10 protein-coding genes are annotated in these 22710 nt (G+C 45.8%); all 10 read right to left on the minus strand.

The annotated features are described in order from the left end of the window. Nucleotides 1-54: 54 nt before the first annotated feature. Nucleotides 55-1701 carry a RagB/SusD family nutrient uptake outer membrane protein gene (locus tag AAE02nite_RS20760; RefSeq protein WP_146902529.1) on the minus strand — a complete coding sequence of 549 codons (1647 nt, stop codon included), beginning with the start codon at nucleotides 1699-1701 and terminating at the stop codon, nucleotides 55-57. Nucleotides 1702-1713: 12 nt separating this feature from the next. Then, the gene (locus AAE02nite_RS20765; protein ID WP_146902532.1) at nucleotides 1714-4854 is read right to left on the minus strand and encodes a SusC/RagA family TonB-linked outer membrane protein; all 3141 of its coding nucleotides are present in this window, start codon (nucleotides 4852-4854) and stop codon (nucleotides 1714-1716) included. 260 nt (nucleotides 4855-5114) lie between these two features. Further along, nucleotides 5115-6719 carry a sulfatase family protein gene (locus AAE02nite_RS20770; RefSeq protein ID WP_146902535.1) on the minus strand — a complete coding sequence of 535 codons (1605 nt, stop codon included), beginning with the start codon at nucleotides 6717-6719 and terminating at the stop codon, nucleotides 5115-5117. 306 nt (nucleotides 6720-7025) lie between these two features. Continuing rightward, the gene (locus AAE02nite_RS20775; protein ID WP_246151207.1) at nucleotides 7026-8489 is read right to left on the minus strand and encodes a sulfatase; all 1464 of its coding nucleotides are present in this window, start codon (nucleotides 8487-8489) and stop codon (nucleotides 7026-7028) included. A 21-nt stretch (nucleotides 8490-8510) separates the two neighbouring features. Continuing rightward, on the minus strand, nucleotides 8511-10067 hold the full coding sequence (locus AAE02nite_RS20780; protein ID WP_146902538.1) for a sulfatase family protein: 1557 nt from the start codon (nucleotides 10065-10067) through the stop codon (nucleotides 8511-8513). A gap of 164 nt (nucleotides 10068-10231) precedes the next feature. After that, nucleotides 10232-11671: a RagB/SusD family nutrient uptake outer membrane protein gene (locus AAE02nite_RS20785; RefSeq protein ID WP_146902541.1), complete on the minus strand. Its 1440-nt coding sequence runs from the start codon at nucleotides 11669-11671 to the stop codon at nucleotides 10232-10234. A gap of 69 nt (nucleotides 11672-11740) precedes the next feature. Then, nucleotides 11741-14938, minus strand: coding sequence for a SusC/RagA family TonB-linked outer membrane protein (locus AAE02nite_RS20790; RefSeq protein WP_146902544.1), 3198 nt, complete (start codon nucleotides 14936-14938; stop codon nucleotides 11741-11743). A 190-nt stretch (nucleotides 14939-15128) separates the two neighbouring features. Continuing rightward, nucleotides 15129-16502: an arylsulfatase gene (locus tag AAE02nite_RS20795; protein ID WP_146902547.1), complete on the minus strand. Its 1374-nt coding sequence runs from the start codon at nucleotides 16500-16502 to the stop codon at nucleotides 15129-15131. A 217-nt stretch (nucleotides 16503-16719) separates the two neighbouring features. Beyond that, nucleotides 16720-18375, minus strand: a complete 1656-nt coding sequence (locus AAE02nite_RS20800; protein WP_146902550.1) for a RagB/SusD family nutrient uptake outer membrane protein — start codon at nucleotides 18373-18375, stop codon at nucleotides 16720-16722. A 12-nt stretch (nucleotides 18376-18387) separates the two neighbouring features. After that, nucleotides 18388-21852 (minus strand): SusC/RagA family TonB-linked outer membrane protein, encoded by a 3465-nt coding sequence (locus AAE02nite_RS20805; RefSeq protein WP_218033533.1) that lies wholly within the window; start codon nucleotides 21850-21852, stop codon nucleotides 18388-18390. Nucleotides 21853-22710 lie beyond the last annotated feature (858 nt).

Raw genomic sequence — 22710 nt, forward strand, 5'->3', positions numbered from 1 at the left:
TCAAAACATAATTAAAAAATTAGCAAAGCATTAATCTTCATTTATGAAGATTATTTAATATCCTTGGTTCTGATAAAATTCACCCGGATTGGTAACGCGGTCTATTTGGGTTTGGGGAATTGGCCTTACCAGGTGCATTTCTTTTATGTTGGGGGCAGCATCCCGGTTATATTTTTTTACCAGTTCCAGCAGTTTTCCCGTCCGTTTCAGATCATACCACCGGTGCATTTCGCCGGCAAGTTCGCGGGCCCGTTCCTCCAGTATAAAGTCCAGGGTGATATCGGCGGCGCTTACCCGCATTTGCTGCTCTTTGCCCGGAATAGCCGCCCGGTTCCGGATAACATTAATGTAATTAGCTGCCACCTCATTTTTGCCTTGCTTCATGGCTGCTTCTGCCGCTACCAGGTACATTTCGGCCAAACGGATTACCGGAAAATCGCGCCGGCCAGCCGTTTCGTTTACGCTGGGCCGCAGCGGATCCAGGAACTTGAGCAAAGCCGGATGGTTGCGCCGGTTATTAGTCCCGACTTCCTGAAAAGCAGTAACACTGCCGATCCAGTTATCTTTAAAATCTATTAACCAGTAAGGCTTCGACCGTTTTACATTATCGGGTACGGGGTAACGCACAATTTTAATGGACGTGTCGCCGGGATTAACGGTAAACCCGTTGATGGTGGCGGTTCTGTTAGCCCGCCACACTGTTTTAAAAGAGCCGTTCCAACGGGAATCGATGGCCGGATCAAATAATTTAATTAAGTGATTGGTGGGTAAAAACCGCTGGTATGGCCGGCCGTCATCAATATTTCGGACCATAGCCGGATTAAAGGTATAATCAAATATAAAGTATAAATGCCCGGAATTGCCGGGGCCATTGGTAAGCGGATCGCCCGTAAACTGCACCGCCCAGATTATTTCGCTGTTAACGTCGTTGTTGATATTCCATAAAGCAGCATAAGGCGTTACCAGTTTAAAAGCAGGATTATCAATCACACTTTTGGCTAAAGTTTCGGCCTGGGCCCAGTTGCCAATGGTTAATTGCACCCGAGCTAAAAGGGCTTCGGCGGCCGGCTTGGTGGCCTGACCATATTTACCCGGGGTAAGAGGCAAATTGGCAACGGCATACGCTAAATCCGGCACAATTCCTTTGGCATAGATTTCGGCTAACGGGGTACGATTGGCGGTAGTTTGTACCCCAATGGTTTCTTCGAGGGTAAAATGCACATCGCCGAATTGCTGCACCAGATGAAAATAATATAAAGCCCGCAGAAAACGCGCCTCCCCTATTATCCGGGCTTTTTGTTGTTCATTCAGGCCGGTTACCGATGGTGCCCGGCCAATAATGGTATTGCTTTGGTTGATGCCTTTGTAAAAGCTATCCCACACTGTGGTAATCATAGCATTGGTACCCAGCAAATTGGGCGAGTAATTATTAATATCCGGCGAATTGGCAATACCGCCAAAGCCATTCGTAAAAATATCGGTGCCGGTTACAGTCAGAAAAAAGCCTTGCTCCTGGCCGTAAAAGCTTCTTAAATGGGAGTAAGCGGCACTTAAACCATCTTCAATACCCTTTGGTGTGGTATAATATCTATCGGCGGTAGCCAGGCTCTTGGGTTCTTCTTTTAAAATATCTTCGCAGGAAATGTTTAAAAAGAGTAGCGCAGCCAGGCCGATGGCATTTAATAATTTATTCGTTTTCATATTTTTTGCGCTTTAAAGCTGAAAATTTATTCCAAAAATGTACGTAGCCGTAGTTAGCGGCGTACCGCCCCCTACCACGCCGTTAGAGGTTTCCGGATCAGCCCAGTCGTATTTAGAAAAAGTAAATGCGTTATTTACCGTGGCGTATAACCTTAAAGAAGAAAAACCAACTTTGCTGACCAGTTTATTCTGGAAATTATAGCCCAGGGAAATATTCTTTATTTTTACAAAGGAGCCGTCAAAATAGGAAACGGCATCGGCATAGAGCGGCGCAGAGCCAGCTTTAGGTATGGGGAAAGCATTGGTTGGATTATTAAGTGTCCAGTAATCCAGGTTTAGGCCATTGTATCTGCCCTGCCAATTGTTTGCGCCTAAATTATGGTAAGTGCTCCGGAGCAACTGCCCCTGGCGGGCATATACCAGCACCGATAAATCAAAGCCTTTGTAGCTAAAGCGGTTAGTTAAACCCCCGCTCCAATCAGGAACTGTTGAACCCAATACCATCCGGTCGTCGGCGTTAATAGAACCGTCAGGCTGGTTGGTTAACTGCCCTTCGTCACCGCGGCCGTTTACGTCGGCAATTTTAATATCGCCTGGCTTCTGACCGGTTTTACCGGCTTCCACAGCCTCGCCGGTTTGCCAGATGCCCAAATACTTAAAACTATAAAACACATTAATGGGCTGACCGATAAACCAGTTGTTGCCTACATCGTCGTCCTGGCCGTTGAACAGCTCCACAATTTCTTCTTTGTTCGAAAAGATATTCAGATCTACATTCCAGTTAAACCCGGCACTGCTGGTAAGCACGTTGGAGGTAGCCGTAAACTCCCAGCCTTTGTTGCGGGTAGAGCCAATATTCTGAAGAACCGACGAGTAGCCGGAGGTACTCGGAATTAAGCGGTTCAATAACAGGTCATCGGTATTGGTTACATAATATTCTATTGAGCCGGAAATCCGGTCGTTAAACAAGCCAAAGTCCAGGCCCAAGTTAACCGTTTTGGATATTTCCCATTTTAAATCCGGGTTCGAAATCAGATTCTGGCCTAATCCAAATCCCTGGGTATTGCCATAGGCATAGGTGGTCCGGCTTAACCCACCCAGCGTTTGATAAGGACTAATGGAGGTATTGCCCACCTGGCCGTAGCCGCCCCGGACTTTTAAAAAAGTAAGAACCGGCAGTTTAAAAAATTCTTCTTCCGAAATGATCCAACCGGTAGATATCGCCGGGAAAAATGCCCATTTACTGCCTTCGGCCAAACGGGAGGATCCGTCGGCGCGGCCAGTTAATGTAAACAGGTACCGGTCTTTTAATCGATAATTCACCCGGCCCATATACGATAACAATCCCCAGTCGCCCAACGAACTGTTAATGCCGGTAACGGTAGCGGCACTGCCCAAATCATAAAATCCCGATTGCTCAATTGGAATATCCTGGCCACTTGCCCCGGAGGTTTCGAACCGGCTTTTCTGCGTGCTAAAAAGACCCACTACATTAAAAGCATGTTCGCCCACTTTTTTGTCATAAGTCAGGATATTTTCGAGGGTATAGGCAAAATCGATCTGATTATTAACGGTGGCAGTGTTGATACTGCCGGCCAAAGAACCGGTATAAATGCCTTGGCGGGCTGAGTTGTAATCGGGGCCAAAATTCAGGCGGTAAGTAAGGTTTGGCGTAAAGGCATACTGAGCAAAAATATTGGCAAATATGCGGGTGCCCCGGCTTTCGTTGGCGTATTGCAAGGGCTGGTAGTTTAGCAGCGGGTTCGGAATAAGCCCTTCGCGCGGATTGGGAAAGGCTACAAAAACGCCGTTTTCATCGTAAGGCGCTACCAAAGGCGAAAACTGGATGGCATTGTTATAGGGCGCATCGGTCATTTGGTTATTCAGGGTATTGGTGGTGGTAGCGCTAATGCCCACCAATAGTTTTTTGGTTAATTCGGCTTCTATATTGGCCCGGAAAGCATAGCGGCTGAAATCACTCTGGGGTATGATGCCTTTTTCTTTAAAATAAGAACCCGATAAATAATATTTCACGTTATCGGATCCGCCCCGCACCGAGAGGTGATGGTCTTGCTGGGCGCCTCGCTGTAAAGCCAAATCCAGCCAATCGGTGTAGCTGCCATTTTGCAGGTTCTCCACCTCTACCCCGCTCAAAAACTTTGCATCCTGACTGTTATCGTCCGGAGCCAGGCCCTGCGAAACCCTGACGTAGCGCGCAAATTCACTGCCATCCATCAGGTTCAGGTTTTCGATGGGTTGTTTTACCCCGTAGTAACCGTCGTAGCTAATAACGGCTTTGCCCTCTTTTCCTTTCTTGGTGGTAATCAGCACTACGCCATTGGCACCCCTGGAACCATAAATGGCTACCGCGCTGGCATCTTTCAGCACTTCCACCGATTCGATGTCGTTGGGATTAAAATTGTTTATATTGGCGGTGGTAGGGATGCCATCCACCACAAATAAGGGTTCGTTGCTGGCATTAATCGAGCGGTTACCGCGTATCCTGATTTGTACCGGTGAACCGGGCGCCCCATCCGATTTTACAATATCCACGCCGGCCAATCGGCCCTGCGACTGCTCCAGCACGTTAGCCGCCGGTATTTCCTGTAAGTCCTTACCCGATACAGAAGATATGGCGCCGGTTAAATCACTTTTCTTCTGCGTACCATAACCCACCACCACTACTTCCTCCAGGGCTTTGGCATCCAGTGCCAGGGTTACATTAAGGGTGGTTGCATTGCCGATAGGTACTTCTTTGGTTAAAAAACCAATATAGGAGAAGACCAAGGTGCCGCCATTATCCGGTACTTCTATGGTATAATTGCCCGCTGCATCCGTACTGGTACCGGTTGTGGTTCCTTTTACTACCACCGTTACGCCAATTAAAGGTTCGCCCGCTGCCGAAGTTACTTTACCGCTTACCAGTCTGGCTGCTAAAATATCTGCTTCTTTCAATTTACTTGGGGTAACTGAATTGGTCGCTTCTATTTTGTTCTGGGATTTGGTTGCGGGTACACGCCGATTTATCAAATAAATGCCATCCTGGTTCTGTTTACCCATGGCTACGGTTTGTGCCTGGCACAATGAATGGCCGGTTAACATTAATACAATTGCCAAATTCCAGGCATTTAAATGACGTATTCTTCTCTTCATGGTGTGATAGTTAAATAAACCATAGTGGTTAATTCAAAAGGATATTAACCAAACTATAAAGTCATACAAGGACACTACATAAATATAAGAATTTTTAAGCCCGGATGCCGAAGCTTTCTTTTATTTTATGGGCGTGATTCCTGTACTTTTCCGGCATTGGAGTTGCTAAATTTGATTTCGGTCCTTTCTGCCTGCACATCATAAAAACTCAAGTATCATCTTTGACCGGAACCAATTTCCGTTTCCCGTACCGTATTGCTTTACTGTCCTTCTTTCCCGGCTGGGGCCGGAAATTTGCGAATAGGCGAATAGCGCACATAACTTTCATAGATGTCACCTTTACCGGTAACCCGGGGGTCTTCGGTTTGCATCAGGTAACCACCTAACTGGGTGCGGTGTTGCAATAAAACTTTCCGATAGGAAGGGTCATTGGCTAAATTATGCAGGCAGTCCTGGTCTTTTTGAATATCAAATAATTCTTCAGCGGGTCTTTTATCTACTGCCAGATGTAAATATTTTCCGATTGCCGGCTTGTTCCAGTTCTGAACCAGTAAATCCAGGGTAGGGCAAGCGTCAATATCCAGGTAAGCATGGTGCATCGGGGCCAGTGTTCCGTCTTCTTTGTATTGCTGCGGGTCTCCGGCGGGCCAGCGCTCCGGCTTAAAGTTGCGGGTGTACAAATATTGATTGCTGCGCAGGCTCCGCTGCGGGTAGGTTAAATTATTCCACCGGGCGCTGGAGTGCCTCTCGCGGGCGGCATATACGGCAGTGCGCGTAGGATCTACTAATCCTTCTTTATGGCTCATTAAAATATTCATCAAGCTGCGGCCCTCCATCGGGTACTGCTTACTTCCGGCTGTTGCTAGGTTAATATTTAAAGCCTCCAGATAGGTGGGAGCCAAATCAATCAGGCTTACCACGTCTTTTACCACCCGGCCTCCTTTTACTTTATCTCCCCACCTAATGGCTAGCGGCACATGAAAGCCATACTCGTATAAGTTAGCTTTCGCCCTTGGGAAGGCCATGCCATTATCCGACGTTACGACTATGATGGTATTATCCAGTTCCCCGGCTTCTTCCAGCAACTTTAGCATTTGCCCCAGATGTTGGTCGAACCATTCTATTTCCAGCGCATAATCCAGTATATCACTGCGTACTTCTTCGGTGTCGGGTAAAAAGGAAGGGACTATCACCTCTTCCAGTTTCTTGCCCGCTTTTAAGCCGGAGCCTTTTTCGAATGTCCGGTGGGGCTCCTGGCCACCGTACCAGAAACAAAAAGGCTGGCCTTTAGACCGTTTCGCCAGGAATTCGGCAAAATTACCGGCATAATCAACTTTACTAATACCGGTGGTGGGTGGCGTTAGGGTTTTGGTGCTAAAGGCCGGTCCGGCGGGGTTCCGGGTTCTGCCACTTACTTTCCAATTACCGGGCCCCCAGCCTTTACCGGTAAACCCAACAAAATACCCAGCCTGCTCCAGCATATCCGGATAAACTACGAATTTAGTCGGGAAAGCACTCGCGTGGGTACCGGCGTCTTCGAGTTGCCAGCAATTTCTGCCCGTTAAAAGCGCAGCGCGGCTGGGGCTACAACCCGGCGAAGCACTAAAGGCATTGGTAAAAAGCACCCCTTCCCGGGCAATCCGGTCAAAGGCCGGGGTCCGGACTACTTTATCACCGTATATGGAGGCTGAAGGAAATGATTGGTCGTCGGAAATGGCGAAAAGAATATTCGGCCTTTTGAAATTGCTTTCGGTAGTTTTTGTTGCGACCGGCTTTTGGACACCGGCGTTTTTGCACCCGTAAAAAAGAAAAAGCAGGATTATAAGCTGAAATATTTTTAGACTATTATTATTTAAATATTTCATCCGATTATAATATTTGGAAGCTTAAAATATTAAAGAAATTTACCCTGTTTCAGGACCAATGATGCTATCATTTTGCCTAATCCAGGTTTATTCTTTTTACCAATAACCTGGGTTTTGCACCGGCACAGCTTCTATGTTTTTTTCAATTTTACTGAAGAAAAAAGAAAAACAGTTACTACCAGATGCTATGCCAACATCGTATTTTATAGCTATCAGGTATGCTGTACAAAACCTGGTAGTTCGGTAAATATTAATTTTTGATATTTAAAACTGTTTCTTCTATAAAGGCCTATTTAAATCGAAATCTTACTTTTTACTTTGCACAGTGCTCACCGCTGGTTTATTGCCGGCCCGCAGCAAACCAGATAATTCTTTTACCTGTTTGGCATACTGATTATTCTTGGCCAGATTGGTAAATTCTCCCGGATCAGCTTCGTGGTTGTATAATTCCGTGCCGGCCCTGCCTTCGTCCCATTCGGTGTAGCGCCATTTTTCCGTGCGGATGCTGCGACCCATTAGCTGGCCCCGTTTTACCTGGGTGTAGGCATGACGGTTCCAGGTAGCATTGGGTTTCTCTAACAGCGGCTTTAAACTGGCTCCCGATAAATGGCTTGGTACCGGTAACTTACACAAATCAACCAAGGTCGGATATATATCCAACAATTCTACCGTGCGCGGGCTTTTCTTTCCTTTCTCTTTTGAACCAGGTACCGAGATAATAAACGGCACCCGCGCCGAACGCTCGAATAAACTTTGTTTCATCCATTGCCCGTGGTTGGCCAGGTTATAACCGTGGTCGCTCCACAAGACTATGATTGTTTTTTCGGCTAAGTTCAACCGGTCTACTGCATCTATTAATTTACCTACCTGGGCATCCATAAAAGAGATAGTCGCATAATAGCCCCGGATACCTTCCCGCTGCTGCAACTCGTTTAAACCATAATTGGCAGGCTTGGTAGACAGGGCTGCTTCCGGAATATCCTGCATATCATCGGCTGGTTCCTGGGGTAAGGTAATTTTATCCAGCGGGTACATCTCAAAATATTTTTTGGGCGCCACGTACGGCGAATGGGGACGGAAAAACCCCACGGCTAAAAAGAAAGGTTTGTCTTTATGCTGCTCCATTAACTTAATAGCTTCCAGCGCAACCTTACCGTCGGTCTGTTCTTCGTCGGTTCCTTCGGCTTCCAGAACGGCTAACGTGGAGCCCAAAGGCCGTTTGGGCAGCAGGTTACGAATCATGGCTTCTTCGGTTTTATCGCGGCCAATGGGGTTTACTACTTGTTGCCACGAAGCCGGGTCATCCATGCCGTTGGTGCCTATTTGCCCCGGTACCCCGTAATGGAATATTTTACCTACCCGGGCGGTGTAATAGCCATTCTGCTTGAAATGTTGCGGTAAGGTAACTACCTCCGGATGAATGGTACGGAAATTGGTTACCAAATCATAGACCTGGGTTTCGTCGGGTTTCAGGCCGGTAAGCAAAGACGCCCGGCTGGGGCTGCACCAGGGCAACTGACAATAAGCTTTATCGAATTGCACCCCTCTTCTGGCTAACCTGTCAATATTCGGGCTTTTCACCAACGGATGTCCGTAGGTGCCCAAATCATTGTTCAGGTCGTCTACCGCAATAAAAAGCACGTTGTACTTCTCTGCAGCAGGTACCGGCGTTTTGGCCGGCACAAAAGAAATAAAGCCCCCTAAGATTATTCCTCCAGTCAGGAACAAGTATGCTTTTTTATTGAGCCAATTGAGCAGGTGCATATTCATGTTAAATATTTTATCTCTTTACTACCAGGTGCCTTTATACAAGTGGTCGTTCTTTTTGCCGTTAATGGGCTTGAGCGGTATTTGCAGGCCTTTGGTTTGCTCCAGCCAGTCCCACAGTTCTTTGTTTAGCTTCTGGGCAATGGGTTGGTGCTCGGTACTGCGGATTAAATTATTCACCTCGTAAGGGTCCTTCTGTAAATCGTATAACTCATCAATATCCCATACCCCTTGCGAGCGGGTAAACTTATACTGGTCAGTGCGGATGCTGAACATGGTTGGGGTTTGCGGAAATGCATTCTCCCAGTAGTACTCGTAGAATATTTTGTCACGCCAGTTACTAACCGGTTGGCCTTTCATGAGGGGGAGAAAGGAGACGCCCTGCATTTGGGTTGGTTTCTTCACTCCCGCCATTTCCAGAATAGTGGGCGCTATATCCAGGTTCAGGACCATCTGCTTAATCTTGGTATTAGGCTTAATCAAAGCCGGGCAACGCGCCAGCAACGGTACTTTCATAGATTCTTCGTAGGCGTGACGCTTATCGATTAAACCGTGCTCACCAAAGGAAAAGCCGTTATCGCCCATATAAAACACAATGGTTTCTTTATCTAAACCAGCTTCCTGTAAGTAAGCCAGCACCTGGCCTACGCTGCGATCGATGCCCAGCAACGTTTCTAAATAATCCTGGTAGAACCGGTCGAAATCGGTTTGCCCGTGGTACATGTAATCGACGCCGTGCCAACTGTGCCGCTGGGCTCTTACCCAATTGGGAATATCCTTGGTATTAAAAGTATACTGGCTGCCATCAGCCCGTTTGCCTTTGGTAAACTTCGGACTGGTAGCCGTCTCGGTCATAAACATGGAAGCGGGGTATTGTATCTGGATGTTCTTGTATCGGCCTTTATCCTGCCGGGCGGGCATAAATTCCGAGTGCACCGCTTTGTGCGACAGGTACACAAAGAAAGGTTTATCTTTCTTTTGACCTTTCAGCCAGTCGATCGCATGCTGCGTGAGTAGTTCGGTAACGTAGGTGCTGTCTTTGTAGGCTACGGTTTTACCATTTATGTTCAAGGTAGGATTGTAGTAAACACCTTGCCCGCGGAAACTCTCCCAGTGGTTAAAGCCGGGACGTGGATCAGGGTTATCGCCGCCCATGTGCCATTTGCCGAAGAACGCCGTTTGGTAGCCGGCTTTCTGTAAATATTGCGGAAAAAACAATAAACTGGCCGGGGCCGGCGCGGCATTGTCTACCACCGTGTGGGTATGGGCGTACTGGCCGGTTAAGATAGAAGCCCGGCTGGGCGAACACAAAGCCGTCGTTACAAAAGCATTCTCGAAATGAGCGCCTTCTTTGGCTAAGCGGTCGAGGTTAGGTGTTTGCAGACCCGGTACTTTGCCGGTAAAACCCATAAAATCGTAGCGATGGTCGTCGGATAGAATATAGATAACATTGCGTGGTTTTACTCCGGGTAAAGGGGCGTGCACGATAACCGGTTTGGCTCCCTGCGCCGCTAAAAACAAGGGTAAATAAAGAAAAACTACTAAGGCTAGTAAAATTCGTTTTAATTGTAAAACAGGCATAAGTAAATATTAAGTTGGTTAAGCTTGTTTGAAGTATAGGTTACTTTTGCAAAAAGGAGTGCTAGCTACTTTCTCATCTCTTTGCCCCTGAAATAATATTGACCAATTTTGCAAAAATGCTTTTAATTGTGATTATAGGTTTACTACAATATAACTTATATAAATTAATACCCATCGTTCTGGTCAAGCTTTGCGTTGATATCCCGTTCCCGTTGGGGTACCGGATAAAGTACATGGTGGGGTTTAATATTTATGGTGCCGTTCTCTTTATGATTTTGCATCACGGTTAATAAGCGGCCCGTCCGGACCAAATCAAACCAGCGTTGGCCTTCTTTGGCAAACTCCAATCTGCGTTCGGCATAAACGGCTTCTCTGAAACTAGTTTGATTCAGAGCGGCCAGATCATGTAAGTTATCTTTAAAAGCTCTCCGGCGCACCCGGTTGATAGCTGTGTAAGCCTCCGGCGTCGGGCCGCTTAGTTCGTTCAGTGCTTCAGCGTACATTATCAAAGCATCGGCATAGCGCAATATGGGCACATTCACATTAGACTGGGCCGTTTTGCTGAAAGCCCCCGCATCGTAATATTTGTAATAAAGCGGGAAAGGAAAGGTATATACCTTATTGTTTACGGTTAATGAAGTAAATAAAGTAGCGTCGCGCCGGGTATCTTCCGGTTTATAGGCATTATAAAGATCTAACGTTGGAATATCGGCTTCCTGGCCGGTAAGGCCGGGTACCCGGGTGCGCGGCGCATCCAAAATCATCATGCCATTGGGTTGGCCGGGGTTTTCCATAAACTGCACCGAAAAAACCATTTCTTTGCCATTCTCGGTAGCCGGCACAAAGTTATCCCGGTAATTGGCGTGCAAATCATACTTATAAGTAGCTTCGTTTTTAATTACCTCTTCCAGCTTTTGTACAGCATTGCTCCACTCCTTCCGGGTTAAGTAAACTTTGCCTAATAATATTTTAGCAGCGCCTTTAGTAGCTCTACCCAAATCGGCCCCGGTATAGGTAACCGGCAAATTATTTTCCGCAAACTTGAGATCTTCTACAATTAAGGCGTATACCTCATCTACGGAGGCGCGCTCCAGGTTTAGATTATTTAAATCACGGGTATCAGAAGTAACAATAGGGACTTTGCCGTAAAAGCGTACCAGGTTAAAATAGAAAAGCGCTCTTAGAAAATGGGCTTCTCCTAAAATGCGTTGCTTCAAGGTCTCATCCATGGTAACCGTCGGTACCCGGCTTAGGACCACGTTCGCCCGGTTAATGCCATCGTAATGTTCCATCCAGGTTTGGCCGGCAAAGGTGTTTTCCGAAGTAAAATTATAGTACTCCAAATCAATCAGAAAAGCGTTGTTCATGCCCTGCCCGTTTTTTAAATCATCGGTGGGTAAATCGGCCATTACATTAATTATGCGGTTATACATACCAGGAGCAAACCGTTGGTAAACCGCATTTATACTGGCCAGTGCTTCTTCGGGTGTTTTATAAAAATTTTCCGAAACCAGAATATGCTCCGGTTCTTCTTTCAATAATTCGCAACTGTTATTTAACAGGCCGAGGCTGATAATAAAGAGCAGTTTTTTATATATTTTCATTTGAATTTTATTCGTAAGCGTTATACAAAAAGGGCCATTAACCGAAACTTATGCTTAGCATGGACCAGGTTATCTTAAATTGAAACTAAGGCCTAAGATGTAAGCCTTGGCGGAAGGATAAACGCCATAATCTTGCCCCATATCGAGGTTAGAAGCACCAAACCGGCTCACTTCCGGATCGAAACCGCTGTATTTGGTTAGGGTTAACAAGTTTTGGGCAGTAGCGTACACCTTAAAGCCTTCTATCTTTTTAGCAATAATACCCGGCACGTTATAGGCCAGTGTTAAGGTTTTAATGCGCAGAAAAGAGCCGTCTTCTACCTGGCGGTCCGAGAACAGGAAAGTTCTGGTGCGGGTAGCCCGCGGGTATACATTGCTGGGGTTCGTGGGCGTCCAGCGGTTTATAAAATCGGCCGAGATGTTCTGGTCGCCGGTGGGCAGTTCTAACTCAAACCGGTTGTAATTGAGGATATCGTTACCCGACACCCACTGGGCGAAAATATTCAGTTCCAAACCTTTCCAACTAAAATTATTCGTAATGCCTCCGAAAAACTTCGGTAGAGCACTGCCAATAACAGTTCGGTCGCCATCGGGGGTTATTTTGCCATCGCCGTTTAAATCTTTGTATTTACGGTCTCCGGGTTTGGCGGCCGGCTGCGCACTACCGGCAATATCTTCGTTTAACTGAAAAATACCATCCGATACGTAGCCGTAAAAGTTACCAATGGGCTTGCCTACTTCTACCCGCGTTACCTGGGTTATTTTTAAGTGGCTGCTGGACCCTTCCGAATAGAAGAAATCTACATCGCCCAAATCCAGTACCTTGTTGGTGTTGGTGGCAATATTAAAATTAGTCGTCCATTTAAAAGCGCCAGTCAGGTTATCAGAGTTAATGCCTAGCTCCAGGCCTTTGTTTTCGATGCTGCCAATATTTTGTAAGGCCGTGGCGTAGCCGCTGGTCCAGGGGATAGCCGCGCTGTAAAGCAGGTCAGTCGTTTTTTTATGATAGGCATCGAGGGTAAAGCGCAAACGGTTATTTAAGATACCCAAATCCAAACCCACATCGAACTGACCGGTTTTTTCCCATCTTAAATCCGGATTGGGCACCCGGTTAGGCCGGAAGCCGGTTACCAGAGCGCCGCCAAAATTGTAGTTGTTCGAAACTAAAGTAGCTAACGCATTATATTGCCCTATCTCCTGGTTACCCGTAATGCCATAACTTACCCGCAGTTTTAAATCGTCGAAAAAATTCAGGTCTTTAATAAATTGTTCTTCGGCCAGGCGGTAACCCAGGGCAGCGGAAGGGAAAAAGCCGTATTTATTGCCCTCGCCAAAACGGGATGAACCATCTACCCGGCCGGTTAAGGTTAATAAATATTTTTCTTTGAAGTTATAATTGGCCCGGCCAATGTATGAAATCAAACCCCATTCGGGCGATGCGGTGGTGGGTTCGTTAAAAGTAGACCCGCTTTGCAGGCTATTCTCCTGGAGGGCATTCGTTACAAAACCCTGCGACGAAGCCGCAACGGTCTCGGACCGGTTGCCTTGGAATGTAACCCCCGCTAATAAACTAAGCGCATTATTATCATTTATTTTTTTATCGAAGGTCAGGATGTTTTCGTTCAGCCAGGTGGTGCTGGTGGTATTCGAAACCAGGCCGTAGCCTTTGGTGGCCTGGCCAAAAGCAAGGGTACTCGGAATAAAATAATTGCCTTTGTTGTTTAACAAATCGGTACCCAGCGAAACCCGTAGGCGCAGACCTTTTATAATTTCGTATTGGCCGTAAATATCACCTAATAAACGGAGCACCGTATTTTCATTGATGAGTTCCCGGGCCATGGCTACCGGGTTGGGCACTTCCCCGCCGCGGTCGCTGCGCACAGTGTAAAGGCCTAAAGCTTCGTCTTCGTAAACCGGCAGAATAGGGTTCATCAGCAGCGAAGCTAAAATGGCTCCCTGGTTCTGGCCGCCATCGTTGCCGGTTCGGGGGGTGTTGCCGGTGGTGCGGTTAAAAGTTAAGTGGGTACCAATATTAAATTTCTGGTTTACTTTCCGTTCCAGGTTAACCCGGGTATTTATACGGTCGAAATACGAGTTAATCAGGGTGCCATCCTGCTTAAAATATCCTCCCGAAAGCGCGTAAGTTGTTTTTTCATCGCCACCCGAAAAACTTAACTGGTAGTTCTGAATCGGGGCCGGGGTAAATATTTCTTCCTGCCAATCGGTACCTTCGCCGAAACCGGCAATTTGGGCCGGGGTATAAATGGGCGCCAACCCATCGTTGGTGTAAGCATCGTTTACCAGATTGGCAAATTCGGTGGCGTTTAATAAATCAATTTTTTTGCGGTTCTGCTGCATGCCATAATAGCTTTCGAAACTGACTACATCGCGCCCCCGTTTGCCGTTTTTGGTAGTTACCAGCACCACGCCATTAGCTCCGCGGGAGCCGTAAATAGCGGTAGCGGATGCATCCTTCAATATTTCGATCGATTCAATATCACCGGGATTTAAGGAAGCCATCGGGTTTAAATTGGGACCCGTGCCGGGCGTACTTAAGCCGCCGCCGCTATAAACCGGAAAGCCATCAATTACATAAAGCGGTTCATTGCCGCCTTGCAAAGAGTTTCCGCCTCTAATCCGGATAGACGCTACCGCGCCGGGCTGTCCCGACGATTGCGTCACCTGCACCCCGGAAGCCCTGCCTTGTAAACCCTGATCAATAGAAGTTAAAGGCTGGGTTTTCAGGTCTTCGGCCTTTACGGAAGTAATCGCGCCGGTTAAGTCGCTTTTCTTTTGCGTACCATAACCCACTACCACCACTTCTTCAAGAGCTTTGGCATCATCGGCTAATACCACGTTTAACTTACCCGAACCGGGCACCGCCACTTCCTGGGTGGTATAACCAATAAAAGAAATGACCAGAACGCCGCTGGCATCCGGCAACTTCAGGGAAAAGGTACCATCAGCGCCCGTAGTAGTACCAATGGCAGTTCCTTTCAGAAGAATGGTTACTCCGGGTAAACCTTCGTTATTTTTAGAAGTAACCCGCCCGGTTACAATTATTTCTGCCGCTTTATGTTCGTTTACAGATTTATTTGTTTTATCTGAAGCTGCTGAGGGCTTTAAAAGAAGCGCGGCAATGGAAGGGGTGCTTGCCCCATGGCTGTAATTATATGCCAAAAGCAATTGTGCATTTACAGCCGGGGCACTACAGGTAAATATTAGAGCAAATAAATGCCATTTAAGGGGAGGTAAACCTTTAAGCATAATTCTTAAATTTAAGAATAGATGATTTAAATAAAATTATTTCGGGATCGGGTTGAACCAGAAACTGGTTCCGTAGTCCGCTTATGGGTTAAGTAGCAGAGAAGGCGCGTTAAAAAAGGAGTCGCCTTCGCCGCTACTTAAAGCCATATAAGTGGTAGAAGATGAAAATCAGCAAGTAAAAATCCGGGTCTTACTTTTTGCTGAAGTACACACCATCCTGGCGCGTGGTGGCAATGTAATCCTGAATCTTTTTTAATATTTCCGGGTTTTGGGCAGCTACATTATTTTTCTCACCCACATCGGTTTTTAAGTTATAAAGCTCCAGCGGGGCATTCGGGTTCTTATTTATATCTACCCGCACAGCTTTCCAATCGCCCATGCGCACTGCTTGCTGCGTCATAAAAACCTGGTTCTTCTGATTAGGCACTACCTTGGTGTTAAAGAACTCCCAATAAAGAAAATCGTGTGCTTTTTGCGATTTACCCAATAGGGTTGGGAGAAAAGAAATACCGTCGACCTTAGCCGGATTAGAGGCGCCAATCAACTCACTCATGGTCGGCAGAAAATCGGAAAACATGGAAACGTGCGGGCTTACTTTACCCGGCGCAATTTTTCCCGGCCACCGCGCTATCAGCGGCACCCGGATACCGCCTTCGTACAAGTCGCCTTTAGAACTCCGGAAAGGGCCGGCACTGCCGAAAGTTTTTAACATTTGTTCTACCGGGCCATTATCGCTGGCGAAAAAAACGATGGTGTTCTCATCTAGTTTTAATTCTTTTAACAGCGCCATCATTTTACCGATGTCGCCGTCCATTTTGGTAATCATGGCCGCATAGTTCTTCTGGTTGTCGCCCCACTTTTGGTTGGCGTAAGCCGCGTTGGAAGGTACTTCGTATTTATTATGCGGAATGGTAAAGGGCAGGTAGAGAAAAAAAGGCTTGCTTTTATTATCCTTTATAAACTGCACCGCGTGCGAAAAGAATAAATCGTGGCTGTAAACATTTCGGCCGCCGTTCGCATTTTCCGGAATCATCAGTTTCTCTTCATTCTTCCACAAATAGGGCACGTAATAATCATGGGCCACGCGCTGATCTAAATAGCAAAGCGAATAATCAAAACCTTGCTTGGTGGGGCCACCCGTAGAACCCGGTCCACCCAAACCCCATTTTCCCATCATCCCGGTGGTGTAACCTTTGCTTTTAAATATTTCGGCTACCGTTACCGATTTATCCGGAATAGGCAAATTCCCTTCGGTTTCGAACGGATAATTACCCCGGATGGTAGAATGGCCGGTGTGCATGCCAGTCATGAGCACATCGCGCGAGGGAGCACATACGGCACTGCCGGCATAATGCTGGGTAAAGCGTATGCCCTCTTTGGCTAATCGGTCAATATTGGGCGTTTTGATTAACTTCTGTCCATACGCCCCCACATCAAAGGTGCCCATATCATCGGCCAGAATAAAGATAACATTTGGCTTTTTATCGTCGGCGTGCGCGGTAATAGTGAAAAGGCAGAGCAGACCAACCAATATTAATAGGGGAGCTTTCGGGTTTAGCTTCATCTTGATTATGAAATTAAGGCTGATAAAAAGAAGGTGCGGCTAGCTTGTACTATAAGCTAATTCCAATATTTCCTAAACAGCGTTTCCTTTCGATTCTCACCAATTTAAATAAAGAAACAAAAGGTTTTATAAAATTTAGAGCAGGAGAAAAAAGTGCAGCCGCTATTATTTAATTAATCGCGGCTGCGACTTATAATTTTTACCTGGTACTAGTTCTTTATTTCGCCAGTTCTGGATTAATATTGATTTCTGCTAACGGAATAGGCCATTGGTAATCCTGGGGCGCCCGGAAATTGCGGGTAGTCACAAACCATCTTTTCCGGCCCAGCGGGTCGGGGGTGCTGGCATTTTTTTGCCGGATAGCTTTTTTAGAAACCGGGAAAGGCGCACCGTAAAAATCGGCTTTCAGTACTGTTTCGGCTATGCGCCACCGCAGCAAATCCCAATAACGAATGCCTTCGAACGGGAACTCAATACGGCGCTCTTTGCGCAAAATATTTCTTAATTGAGCGGGGTCCGTAACGGTAATGGCCGGCATGGCCACCGAGGCCCGGCCTCTTACTTTATTAATGGTAGCGTCTAAATCAGCCTGGGTAATGGCTTGCCCCGCTTCTAATTTAGCTTCGAGGTAGCTTAATAGCACTTCGGCGTACCGGATAATGGGCAGGTTACCGCCGTAATTGGTTAAGTTACCCGAAAAACTCGGGTCCATAAACTTCCGGATGCCGTAACCGGTTTGGGTCGTTTGCTTGCCGGCCCCCAACTGGTCGGGTGCGGAAGCAGAATCCGGGTGGGTAACGTACCGGCCTTTAAATACATCGTGGTTAAACAGGATATTGTACCTTAACCGGGGATCCCGGTCCTGCCAAACCTTATCCCAATCATAACGCGGATCAGTATAAGTAAAAGGCGTACCGTCTTTGTAATCGTAGGCTTCTACCAAACTGCCCAACGGGCAGATAATGTGCCAGCCGGCGGCTACAGCCGGCCACGCGTGCTGCGACAAGCCCTGGGCCGATAGGTTCTCGATGTGCTGGACACTGAAAATATTCTCGGTGCTGTTTTCTTTGGCGGTAATAAATAACTCTAAATAATTAGGATCTATCTGATTATCGCCAAAATCCATAATGGATTTGTACGTGGTGGCGGCTTCTGCATATTTTTTTTCCGCTAACTGGGTTCTTCCCAGAAAAGCCAAGGCAGCTTGTTTACTCGCTCTACCAATTTCCGAAGTGGGCATATCTTTATAACGGGGTAAATCGGCGGCGGCTTCGGTAAATTCTTTTGTGATAAAGCTTATGATTTCGGCTTTGGGGGTGTTGGTTAAGGTATTGGCTTCTTGTATGGTTAATAATTTGGTAACCAAAGGCACCGAACCCCAATACTGTGACATATAAAAATACTGGCAGGCGCGGATAAACCGGACTTCGGCTATCATTCTTTTCTTTTTAGTCTCATCCATGGCCACCTGGCCAATATTTTCCAGAAAATCGTTGCAACGGGCAATGCGGGCATAACTCTGGCTCCAGTAATTCTGCAGAATACCAATGCTATTGGTTAAGGTGCCATTGCTTAATTTATGAAACGCCGAGTTATCGCCCCGGCGGTCGTAAGCATTGTCGGTGGCAAAATCCAGGAATACCAAACCCGCATAGGACCACCAGTCGGTCGGGTTGGCGTTGGTATTATTAACGGCAATATTTCCTTTATAAATAGCTATTAAGGCCAGTTGGGCGTGATTCTCCGTTTTCCAGAAAGAGGTGCTGCTAAACTGATCCAGGGGAGCTTTTTCCAGCTTGTCATCGCAGGAAATGGTAAAGGCAAATATTAGCGAAACAGCCAGCCAGCTTTTTATTTTATGTAAATTTTTCATGTTATTCATTCTTTAAAATCTGACATTAACGCCTAAAGTATAATTGCGCAGAATTGGGTAATAAGACCCATTAGAAATGATGGAATTGGCATCATTGCCGGCATCGCTATCGGTACCGTTTTCGGGATCCCAGCCTTGCCGGTAGTTGCTGATGGTAAACAGGTTTTCGCCGCTAAAATAAAGGCGAATGCTGCCTATCTTAACTTTTTCGGTAATGGTTTTGGGTATGGTGTAGCCTAACTGCACATTTTTCCCGCGCAGGTAAGAGCCATTCAGCACCCAGAAAGAAGACAATAGAGTATTGGGGGTACCGGAGTTTGATACTAACTCCAGGCGCGGATAACCGGCATCGGCTCTTGGATTCTCGGGGGTCCACCTTTCTTCCATTTGCCATCGTTGGATAGAACCAAAATTAAAGAAGGCAATACCGGCGTAGTTATTCATATAACCTTTTACTCCGGCTATACCCTGCAAAAGGGCACTAAAATCGAACCCTTTATAGCTGGCGCCAATATTCAGACCAAAGTTGTATTTTGGAATATTGCTACCCAACACTACCCGGTCGTAGGTTGCATCTACTTTGCCATCCGGAACACCGTCCGGCCCGCTAATATCTTTGTAGCGAACGTCGCCGGGACGGGCACCTGGATTGATGGCGGTTTGGTTCGTATAAGTTTTTACATCTTCTTCATTTACAAAAATACCATCGGCTATATAACCGTAATAGAGCTGCATGGGGTGGCCAATAAACAAGGTACTGCCGTTACCCACCATTCCATTCGGCTGGCTTATGTTACCTACGCCTAAATCCAAAACTTCATTCTTAATAATAGATAAATTACCATTAATATTATAAGAGAAATCCCCTACCTGATTGTTATGGCCCAGGATAAATTCGAAGCCGGAGTTGCTTAATTCGCCGGTATTTTGTTCTGACACCGCAAATCCTAAAGTTGATGATACGCTGCCGCCGGGGGCATAAAGAATATCGTAAGTATAGCGGTCGAAGTAAGTGGCAGAACCGGTTATTTTGTTATTAAAGAAGCCGAATTCCATTCCCACATCGGTGGTTTTAGTAGATTCCCAGTGCAAATTTGGGTCGGTTATGGTGGTGCGGGCTACACCGGCATTAATGGCGCCACCCAATGAATAATTATAAGCTGTACCAATGCGGTATAAGTTCTGGTAAGGATAATTACCAATATTCTGGTTACCCAGTACGCCGGTAGAAGCCTTTAATTTTAACTCACTAATCCAGGACGCATTGCTTTTAATAAATTCCTCCTGCCCTATTCGCCAGCCAATGGCCGCGGAAGGGAAATAAGCATATTTTCGGTTGCCCGGGAAACGGGAAGAACCGTCCCTTCTTAATACCCCTTCCACTAAATACCGGTTGGCGAAGCTATAATTTACCCGGCCAAACTGCGATTCCAGCGCCCATTGATTGGCCGTACCACTGGCCTGCTGGTTGCTCGGAGAACCGGCATTCAGTTCCGTTAAATCGTTGCCCGGAAAATCGTTTCGGTAAGCAGTGGTGGTTTCAAAATGATTCTCTTCGAAAGAATAGCCTAACAAAACCCCAATCTGATGTTCATTTATTCGCTTGGAATATTCGGCCAGCCCCTGCAGCGTGTAATAATTGGTAGAATTATTAATCTTGGTTAACTCATTTGGTCCTAAGGTTATTTCGGGATTAATAATTTGGGAGGCCAGGAAAACAACATTTTTGTTATTAATCTGATTATAGGCTGATATGAAAGAAAGCTTTAAATCGGTTAGAATTCGGTAGTCTAATCTTAAATTGGCATTCAGGTTTAAGCCATCCTGATCCCGGAAAGACTCATCTTCCAGAAACGAAATAGGTGTTCCTTTTTGCACCACCCCGGGGCCATAGTAGCCATTTGATAATTTACCGACGTAGGTTGCCGGATAACGAACGGCCGTGTTGATAATACCCAAAACCCCTTCCTGATCTAAAGTAGCCGGGCCATCCGGTTCGGTAGAGCTGGTTTTTATGCCGGATAAGCGGGTAGTTAAATCCATTTTGGAGCTGAGGGCAGTGGTTAAATTAAGCCGGATGTTATACCGATCGTAATTATTCCGAACTACCAATCCATCCTGGAATAAATAACCCAGCGAAAGATTGTATTTAGTTGCGGGGGTACCTCCGCTTAAGGTAAGGTTATGACCAGTTTGTAAACCATTTTTAGAAAATACAGCGCCTAAAAAATCAGTATTCGGGTGGGTATCCGGCGAAGAGCCATCTTTGTACTTCTGTATATCGGCATCGGTATAAGAATTAGAGGCCGACGCTTCATTAAACATCGCGGCATAATCCCAGGAATCCACGAAATCTGGGAAAGCGGTAGGTTTCTGAAAACCAGTATAGCCGTTGTAGTTAATCTTTAATTTGCCTTCTTTACCCGTTTTGGTGGTTACCAGAATTACCCCATTGGCGGCGCGCGAACCATAAATAGCTGCGGAAGAAGCATCTTTTAAAACCGAAACACTTTCTACATCGTTGGGGTCAATGTCGTTAAAATTGCCTGGTATGCCGTCAATAATTACCAGCGCGCCGGAACTGGCCCCAAAAGAACCCACGCCCCGCACGTTAATGGTACTGGCGCTTAAGCCGGGCTGGCCGGTTCGCTGAATGGCGGTTACACCCGCCATTTGCCCGGTTAAAGCGTTCGATAGTTGGGTTACCGGGCGACTTTCCAGTTGCTCCGACGATACCTGGGCAATGGAACCAATTACATTTTCCCGCTTCTGGGTGCCATAACCAATAACTACTACTTCTTCCAAGGCTTTGGCATCGGGTTTTAAAGAAATATTTATTTGCGTTTGGGTACCGATTGCTACCTCTTGTGACGTAAAACCAATAAACGAAAATACCAATATCCCTTTGGAATCCGGTACAGTAATCCGGTAGCTGCCATCAGCATTTGAGGTTGTACCAATTTGGGTTCCTTTCAGCACCACACTCACGCCCGGTAGTGGACCGCCCTCTGTATCAGAAACTTTTCCGGTAATAACCGATTCAATTATTGAGAAATTCCGTGATTTAGCTTCTGTTTTAAGTTCCTGTCCTTTTGCCTTTTCCGGATAAATCAGGTAAACGCGCTGCGAAATTTTCTCAAACTCCAGACCCGCTGGAACTAGTAATGCTTGCAGTGTTTTTTCTAAGTCGACAGCCTTGTTTCTAGTGGTATTTACAGCTAAATCTTTAACCAACTTACCGTCCAGAATATCGCTTTTATAATTAAAATTCACCCGAAACTGTGTTTCCAGTTTCGCTAAAACATTGGTTATTTTTTCTGACTCAACTGATGTTTTTAGCTTTTCACCAGCATTAAACTCTTTTTCCGGCTCCTTGTAAGCCAGGCTTTGTGCGACAGCCCCCGTCGTTTGACCTCCCATGAGCAGAAGAGCCAAAAAAAGTATTGGGCCTTTTTTTAAAGTAATTCTTTGCTTCATAATAATTGTTTTAAGGAATAGGTGTTTAGGTTAAGCGTATGCTGGAAAGCAGTTAATATTGGCTTTGCTATAGCCGGTATTTTATTGCTTAAAGCACTTTAAATTATTTTGGGCACCAAACCCGGTGGGTTTGTTCCAGAATAGTTTAACAGATTTAAATAGTTTAAAAGCAGGCAGAAAAGAGCTTCAAAAATCTCTTAACAGTTTCGGTATAAAAAATTAACTATTTACTAAATGCTGCTAATCCGATATAATAACGCCGGGATAAAGGAATAAGGAAGTAGGTATTAAGTATAACGCCAAACAAGAATTATGCGATAACCGATCAAAGTTAAAAAAGCACAATACTTATCTTTCTTTTCCTTTCAATAAGAAAAATTAAAGTAACTTTAATAAGCAATTATAATAATAAATATTTACAAATCCTTTTATATGGGCTATTAAATTTAGATGTAAAGTAACAGATTTTTTAGTCTCCTGAATTTAATCTGGTACAGTACTGTTGTTTTAAACATTATTAAAGCAACTTTCTCTACTATAATCTTAATCAGAATATTTATAAATCTAACTAGTGATATAATAGCTTCATCTATAAAATATTCTCTTATGCCCCTTTATTTCACCATTCGAGTCATTTTGCTGGTGTTGGGTACCGACCAAGAAAAATAAGGTAGACGAATTGCTTTAACCAGTTTTAGAAATGCGCTTCCGTTCCAGAGGGCTCTTATGGTTAACCTATTTCTATAGAATTACCGTCCGTGCCCTTGAGTGTTCTGCCTATTTAGCCTAACAATATTGCTGCACCGGAAACAACATATATATTCCTGTAAGAATAAATAATTTCCCTTTTAAAGATTA

The sequence above is a fragment of the Adhaeribacter aerolatus genome (assembly GCF_007991635.1).
In the GTDB taxonomy this organism is placed as follows: Bacteria; Bacteroidota; Bacteroidia; order Cytophagales; family Hymenobacteraceae; genus Adhaeribacter; species Adhaeribacter aerolatus.